Origin of the sequence: Lepagella muris (assembly GCF_004793975.1) — a bacterium.
GTDB lineage: Bacteria > Bacteroidota > Bacteroidia > Bacteroidales > Muribaculaceae > Lepagella > Lepagella muris.
The window spans coordinates 1-5,782 of record NZ_SRYB01000061.1; the positions used below are offsets into that span (position 1 = coordinate 1).

General features: G+C 46.3%; 6 protein-coding genes. 2 read left to right on the top strand and 4 right to left on the bottom strand.

Translation table 11 applies throughout. The features are described 5' to 3' along the window. Nucleotides 1-63: 63 nt before the first annotated feature. From recD2 to E5331_RS19905, 4 genes are all read right to left on the bottom strand, one after another. Nucleotides 64-2,187 carry an SF1B family DNA helicase RecD2 gene (gene recD2 / locus E5331_RS19890; protein WP_123481046.1) on the bottom strand — a complete coding sequence of 708 codons (2,124 nt, stop codon included), beginning with the start codon at nt 2,185-2,187 and terminating at the stop codon, nt 64-66. 171 nt (nt 2,188-2,358) lie between these two features. Further along, on the bottom strand, nt 2,359-2,715 hold the full coding sequence (crcB, locus tag E5331_RS19895) for a fluoride efflux transporter CrcB (protein WP_123481045.1): 357 nt from the start codon (nt 2,713-2,715) through the stop codon (nt 2,359-2,361). Between the two features lie 7 nt (nt 2,716-2,722). Further along, nucleotides 2,723-3,109 (bottom strand): fluoride efflux transporter CrcB, encoded by a 387-nt coding sequence (gene crcB / locus E5331_RS19900; RefSeq protein WP_123481044.1) that lies wholly within the window; start codon nt 3,107-3,109, stop codon nt 2,723-2,725. Between the two features lie 64 nt (nt 3,110-3,173). Continuing rightward, a complete protein-coding gene (locus E5331_RS19905) occupies nt 3,174-3,515 on the bottom strand; it encodes a hypothetical protein (RefSeq protein ID WP_123481043.1) in 342 nt (113 codons plus the stop codon). Between the two features lie 158 nt (nt 3,516-3,673). Here E5331_RS19905 and E5331_RS19910 point away from each other — a divergent pair, with 158 nt between their 5' ends. After that, nucleotides 3,674-4,282: a class I SAM-dependent methyltransferase gene (locus tag E5331_RS19910; protein WP_123481042.1), complete on the top strand. Its 609-nt coding sequence runs from the start codon at nt 3,674-3,676 to the stop codon at nt 4,280-4,282. 4 nt (nt 4,283-4,286) lie between these two features. Next, a complete protein-coding gene (locus tag E5331_RS19915; protein WP_123481041.1) occupies nt 4,287-5,525 on the top strand; it encodes an AAA family ATPase in 1,239 nt (412 codons plus the stop codon). Nucleotides 5,526-5,782: the final 257 nt, after the last annotated feature.

The following is a 5,782-nucleotide window of genomic DNA, read 5'->3' on the forward strand; positions in this document are numbered from 1 at the left end:
TAATTGAATATACATTTCCGAAACCACCGTTTCGGAAACGGCGGTTTCGGAAACTGTTTTTTGTTAGTTGCTGAAGTTAAGCCGTTCTTTTAGTCGGGTATTTCGCTTTGAGACGGTCTGGTTTCGGATGGCGTATGCGAGTGCCTTGGTGGTGCCGACAAGTACGCAGATTCTCTTGGCACGGGTAATGCCGGTGTATATCAGATTGCGTTGGAGCATAACGAAATGCTTCATCGTGACAGGCATCACGACAATCGGGAACTCCGAACCTTGACTCTTATGGATAGTTATGGCGTATGCCAATGTCAACTCATCAAGTTCCGACTGCTCATATTCCACAGGTTTGCCATCGAATGTCACTGTCAATCTCTTCTCATTGACGTCTACACTGCTTATAAAGCCGATATCGCCATTAAACACGCTCTTGTCGTAATTATTGCGGATTTGCATCACCTTGTCACCCTGACGGTAGATGTAGCCCGAACGGCTGAGACTCGCGCCTATTGGATTCAGTCGCTGCTGGAGCAATATGTTGAGGTTTGATGCGCCTACAGTTCCACGCTGCATGGGGGTGAGCACCTGCACTTCATTCGCAGGGAGATTATATGCTCTCGAAAGCCTGTCCCTGACAAGACTCACAATCATCTCCGGCATAGCCTCGGCATCCTCTGCCTTGATGAAGAAGAAATCGGTGTCACGTCCGTTGCTGATATTAGGGAAATGTCCGGCATTGATGGCATGGGCGTTCATCACGATACGGCTTGACTGAGCCTGACGGAATATTCTGGAAAGTCTGACCACCGGAATCCTGTTTGAATCAATGATGTCGCGTAGCACGTTGCCGGCACCCACGCTCGGCAACTGGTCGATATCGCCTACAAGGATAAGGTTCATTGTCGGCGGCACAGCCTTCAGCAGATTATACAGAAGAATCTGATCGATCATCGAACATTCATCCACGATCAGCACGTCACCGTCTAATGGGTTCTCGTCATTGATCTTGTATCCATCCTTCGGATTGTATTCAAGCAGGCGGTGTATAGTCTTCGCCTCCATACTGGTAGCCTCACTCATGCGTTTTGCTGCACGACCCGTAGGCGCGGCAAGGAGTATCTTTTTCCCCCTTGCCTTGAAAGCCTCTATTATCCCCTTTGTAGTCGTTGTCTTGCCGGTGCCGGGTCCGCCGGTAAGCACCATCACCTTAGTTTCAAGCGCACGTCTGATGGCTTCAAGCTGAACATCATCATACACTATATCCGCAGACCGATTGCCGTATTCCGTCTCCGGCTCGGCTGCAATCTGCGGTTGGTCTGAAGCCAACAGTTCCGTAAGGCGTTTAGCAGACCCTTGTTCTGCATAATAGAAGGGTGGAAGATATACCGCCTCATTATCCTGAATCAGATCCTTGTCAGTAATCATGTCAGACAACGCCTGTCGGATCGGTTCCTCTTCGGCTTCAAGCAATTCGCGAGCCGTTGCTACAAGTTGCTCCGGTCCGGCATATACATGACCATCCTCCGCAAGCTGGTTTAGGGTGTATAGCAGACCGCTCCGGCATCGCCGGGGATCATTCTTCTCATAGCCCATCTTTGAGGCTATCCCGTCGGCTGTCTTGAAGCCGATCCCCCAAATGTCGTCAGCAAGACGGTAGGGATTATCCTTTACCTTTGTGATGGATTCCTTGCCGTAGTGACGGTAAATCTTGGCGGCGTATGCGGTGCTTACCCCGTATCCCTGGAGAAAGACCATAACATTTTTGATGTCCTTCTGTTTCTCCCAGCTCTCGCGTATCTTGTCGATACGTTTCTTTCCGAGATTCGGCACCTCTTTCAATCGGTCGATGTCATTTTCTATGACATTGATAGTATCCAGACCGAATTTGTTGACTATGGCTTTTGCAAACACCGGTCCGATACCTTTTACAAGACCGCTACCGAGGTATTTCTCAATGCCGTAGATTGTGGCAGGCATCACCTCTTCCCATGATTGCGCCACGAACTGGTTGCCATACTGCTGGTTTACTTTCCATTCTCCGTCAACGAGCAGGACACTACCCACCGGAACTTCAAGCAATGAGCCGACCAAGGTCACGGGATTATCATATCCCTTGACCTTGACTTTCATTACCGACCATCCGTTCTCCGGATTCTGGTAAGTTATATGTTCGACAACGCAACGGAGCTTCATGTCGCTAAATCAATGCTTTTCCTGTCTTTTCTTATCGTCTACAAATTTATATAAAATTTTGGTTTAACGCAAATGTATATTCGGTGTGTATGGTATCGAAAAAAGAGACACACTCCAAAAGCCGGGTGTGAGGCTTTTGGAGTGTGTCGGATGATAAGGATTCTCTATCTGTCAGTCTGTTATTGACATCCCGAGCCATACGAAGAGAAGTCCGAGGGCTACGGATGGCACTACATAAAGAATAAACTTAATCCATTCACCTTTCTGAATCATGGCAAATGCATCATGGCTGAAGGAGGAGAACGTGGTGAGACCTCCGCAGAAACCTGTGATGAGAAGGGCATTCATTTCCGCGCTCATCTCATGTCGTGTCCAAAGTCCGGCGAGAATGCCGATGATGAAACATCCTACAACGTTCACGAAGAATGTCCCGGCGGGATACTTGTCACCAAAAAATTTCTTGCCGGCTATTCCTGCGAGGTATCGGCATGCCGTGCCGAAAAAACCTCCGACTCCGGCTATTATCATTGACTCATCATGAATTCGCTGTGTTTTTATAATTGACAGAGGCACCCAGTGCAACCATTGAGATGCCGAAGAATAAACTCACTAAAAGATAAAACCAGAACATTGCGCAGTCGCCCGTCTTCAGCATCCCCACCATCTCATCGCTGAAAGAGGAGAATGTGGTGAAACCTCCGCAGAATCCTGTGATCCATAAAGCGTTCTGGGTCTTGCTTAATTTTCCGGTCTTGTCGAGATAGCCGTATAGGAGTCCTATTATAAGGCATCCCAACATGTTTGCCATGAATGTGCCGAGCGGAAATGAAAGGTGGCATATCAGAGCTCCGAGTTTCTCAGATAGAAACCGGAGGCAAGTGCCGAGAAAGCCACCTAAGCCGGCGATAATTGTAGTTTTCATATTTGCATAATTAAGATTGGTTAATGTAATTGCCTAAGTCGCAATAACGGCGGGAGACTCCGAGTCATTTGATATAATTCACGACAATTCTCTCTATCGCGGTCTCCGACGGCACATCAGTATTACCGGATGCCTGGAGAAGTTTTTTCACAGGATAAAAATCGGGATTCTGTTTAGCCTGGTAGTCAGAGGCATCCTGATTCTCCATCCCTTGAGCTGCCGCGGCATCCTCGATAGCTTCATCTGAATCTTCAATCTCCTCACGCATATCGGCACCGTTGACAAGCTCCACGTCAAGAGATAGGGGATTTATCCGAAGCTGTGGGTCGGAATCAAAACGGTCGAAATTATCGATATACTCTTGTATGCATTCCCTCAATATTTGTCTGAATTCTTTCTGTGTCATATTTATTAAGTTTTGATTACAAAATTTAGAACGTAGTGACGTGAGATAATGTTTATACAATCTCCTATTACTTTCGATTTTCAAGAGAATCGCCGGGTCGTGAAACAAAACAACTCCGGATTTTGTTATTCATAAAATGAACCATAACCAACAGAACTATGTCTTGCGGAAAACAGACCAACCGGGAATTTTTTAATGAGATGGCTGAAAACTGGGATAAGATCACTGACGTGAATCCCGCCAGAATCTCCCATATACTTGATATCGCGGATTTAAAGCCGGGCGATAGAGTGCTTGATGTAGGCACGGGCACCGGCGTGCTTATCCCTTATCTTGAAGAGAGGATAGGGGAGACGGGGCATATAGATGCCGCTGACATTTCGGAAGAGATGCTTAAGCGTGCAGCCGCAAAATACCCTCAATACCTCAACGTTGACTACCTCAATATTGACGTTGAGGAAGACACGATAGATGCTACGTATGACTGCATGATGCTTTACTGCATGTATCCGCATCTGGACCGACCGTTCGACACTCTGGAATGGCTTGTGAAGCTCAATCTTAATCCGGGAGGTCGTCTGGTGATAGCTTTCCCGGAAAGTAAGGAATCAATCAACGGGATACACCGTCATAACGACGGTTCGGTGCATTCCGACCATCTGATTGACGGTAAGGTCTTTGCTTCGCAGTTGGAGAGCCTCGGACTCACGGTAGACTATCTGGAAGACAATGGGGAATATTACATAGTGCGCATAGTAAAATGCTGAGGAAATGTGGTATGCCGGTATTAAGGAATTGATACAGAATCAGAATCTTATCGTCGATAAGATATGTAAGGGGGAGTATCACCATCGTCATGGTCTGTCGGTGATTGACTTGGACGCAGACGTTAATTTTGTGCAGGGTGTCAGAGGGGCAGGCAAGACAACGGCAATCGTGAGAAAGCTAAAAGATTCGGGAAAGAGATTTGCATATATCGACGTGTCGGAATCTGTTCAAAACGGATTGGACCGTATTCCGGCGTCAGCCATAATTGAGATTCTGACGGGTGTGTACGGTCAGTTTGATGTGGTCATAATTGATGAGGTGGTGAAATATCCGTCGTGGGAGATTCTGATAGGCTCGTTTAGGGAGTTGGGCATAAAGGTGGTGGCGATAAATTCGGGGGAAATCCCGGAGAATTGTCTCAATGCGAAAACGACCGACATGTTTACCCTATCCTTTTCGGAATATTGTATATGGCATGGTATAGATTATGATTCCCAGTCCCCCGTATCACGAGGAATTGCGGCTGCTGCATTTGAGGATTTCCTGAAGAGGGGAGGTTTCCCGGCTGACCAGTCAAGAAAATATCACAGGAGGTCGACGGATCCTGTTATTTCCAAAATAATGGAAAGAGACATGCCGAATGATTTACGTGCCGCTAAAATCCCGGAGATAAAGCGCCTGGCATGTAATCTCGTCAGGGATACCCCAATGAGCATGGACTATAAGGAGAGCCTGCATCATTATGAGGTGGCATCTGTCAACACGCTCAGGAAGTATGTCGAGTCAATTAAGCGTACATGCTTGCTCGTAAGGCTTGCAAGGCTATCGCTTTTCGATAAGGTCAGGAATTACAGGGAGAAACTTTATGCCGCCGACGTCTCCCTCGTGTCTGCTGAGAATATAGTGGCAAGGGTCGAGACTGCTGTATACATTCAGTTGCTCAGGGCAGCGCAAAGGCATGGCTATTTCGTTCACTATTATTCGAGTCGGGAGCTTGCATGCAGTTTTGCCGTGTGCAAGGATATGCGCATGAGGGTATTGATTCAGATTATGCCGGAGGAGGAGTCTGAAGCCATGCTGAAGGAGAAAATTGCAGGGATGGTCTCACTGTCAAGGGAGACGGGATGCAAGCGTATGTTCATACTTTCCGACGGGCAATCTTCAGTCATAAATACGAAAGGGATGGAGGTGACGATGGTGCCTGTCTATGAGTTTCTGCTTGATAAATATCATTTGCTTTAAAATTTTATCTGTAGGTGCGTTTTTTCGGAGATATTCCCTTATATTGCTACAAATAAGTCAAATATAATGGTTTAAAATCTACAAATAAGTCATTTTTAGATTAAAATATCGTTAATTATTAATATTTTGTGTGAAATAATTTTTACATGCGGATTGTTTTACCAATATGAAGTTTATACAACTTCACTATAATAATTCAATTAACTGAAGTTTCGCAAGCTGCACTTCAGTGGTTTAAAGTTTATAGTTTAAGGTTT

Excerpts from the sequence above, each read along its gene's own strand:
- crcB (WP_123481044.1), bottom strand. The coding sequence starts at position 3,109 with ATGAAAACTACAATTATCGCCGGCTTAGGTGGCTTTCTCGGCACTTGC.
- recD2 (WP_123481046.1), bottom strand. The coding sequence starts at position 2,187 with ATGAAGCTCCGTTGCGTTGTCGAACATATAACTTACCAGAATCCGGAG.
- E5331_RS19915 (WP_123481041.1), top strand. The coding sequence starts at position 4,287 with ATGTGGTATGCCGGTATTAAGGAATTGATACAGAATCAGAATCTTATC.
- E5331_RS19910 (WP_123481042.1), top strand. The coding sequence starts at position 3,674 with ATGTCTTGCGGAAAACAGACCAACCGGGAATTTTTTAATGAGATGGCT.
- crcB (WP_123481045.1), bottom strand. The coding sequence starts at position 2,715 with ATGATAATAGCCGGAGTCGGAGGTTTTTTCGGCACGGCATGCCGATAC.
- E5331_RS19905 (WP_123481043.1), bottom strand. The coding sequence starts at position 3,515 with ATGACACAGAAAGAATTCAGACAAATATTGAGGGAATGCATACAAGAG.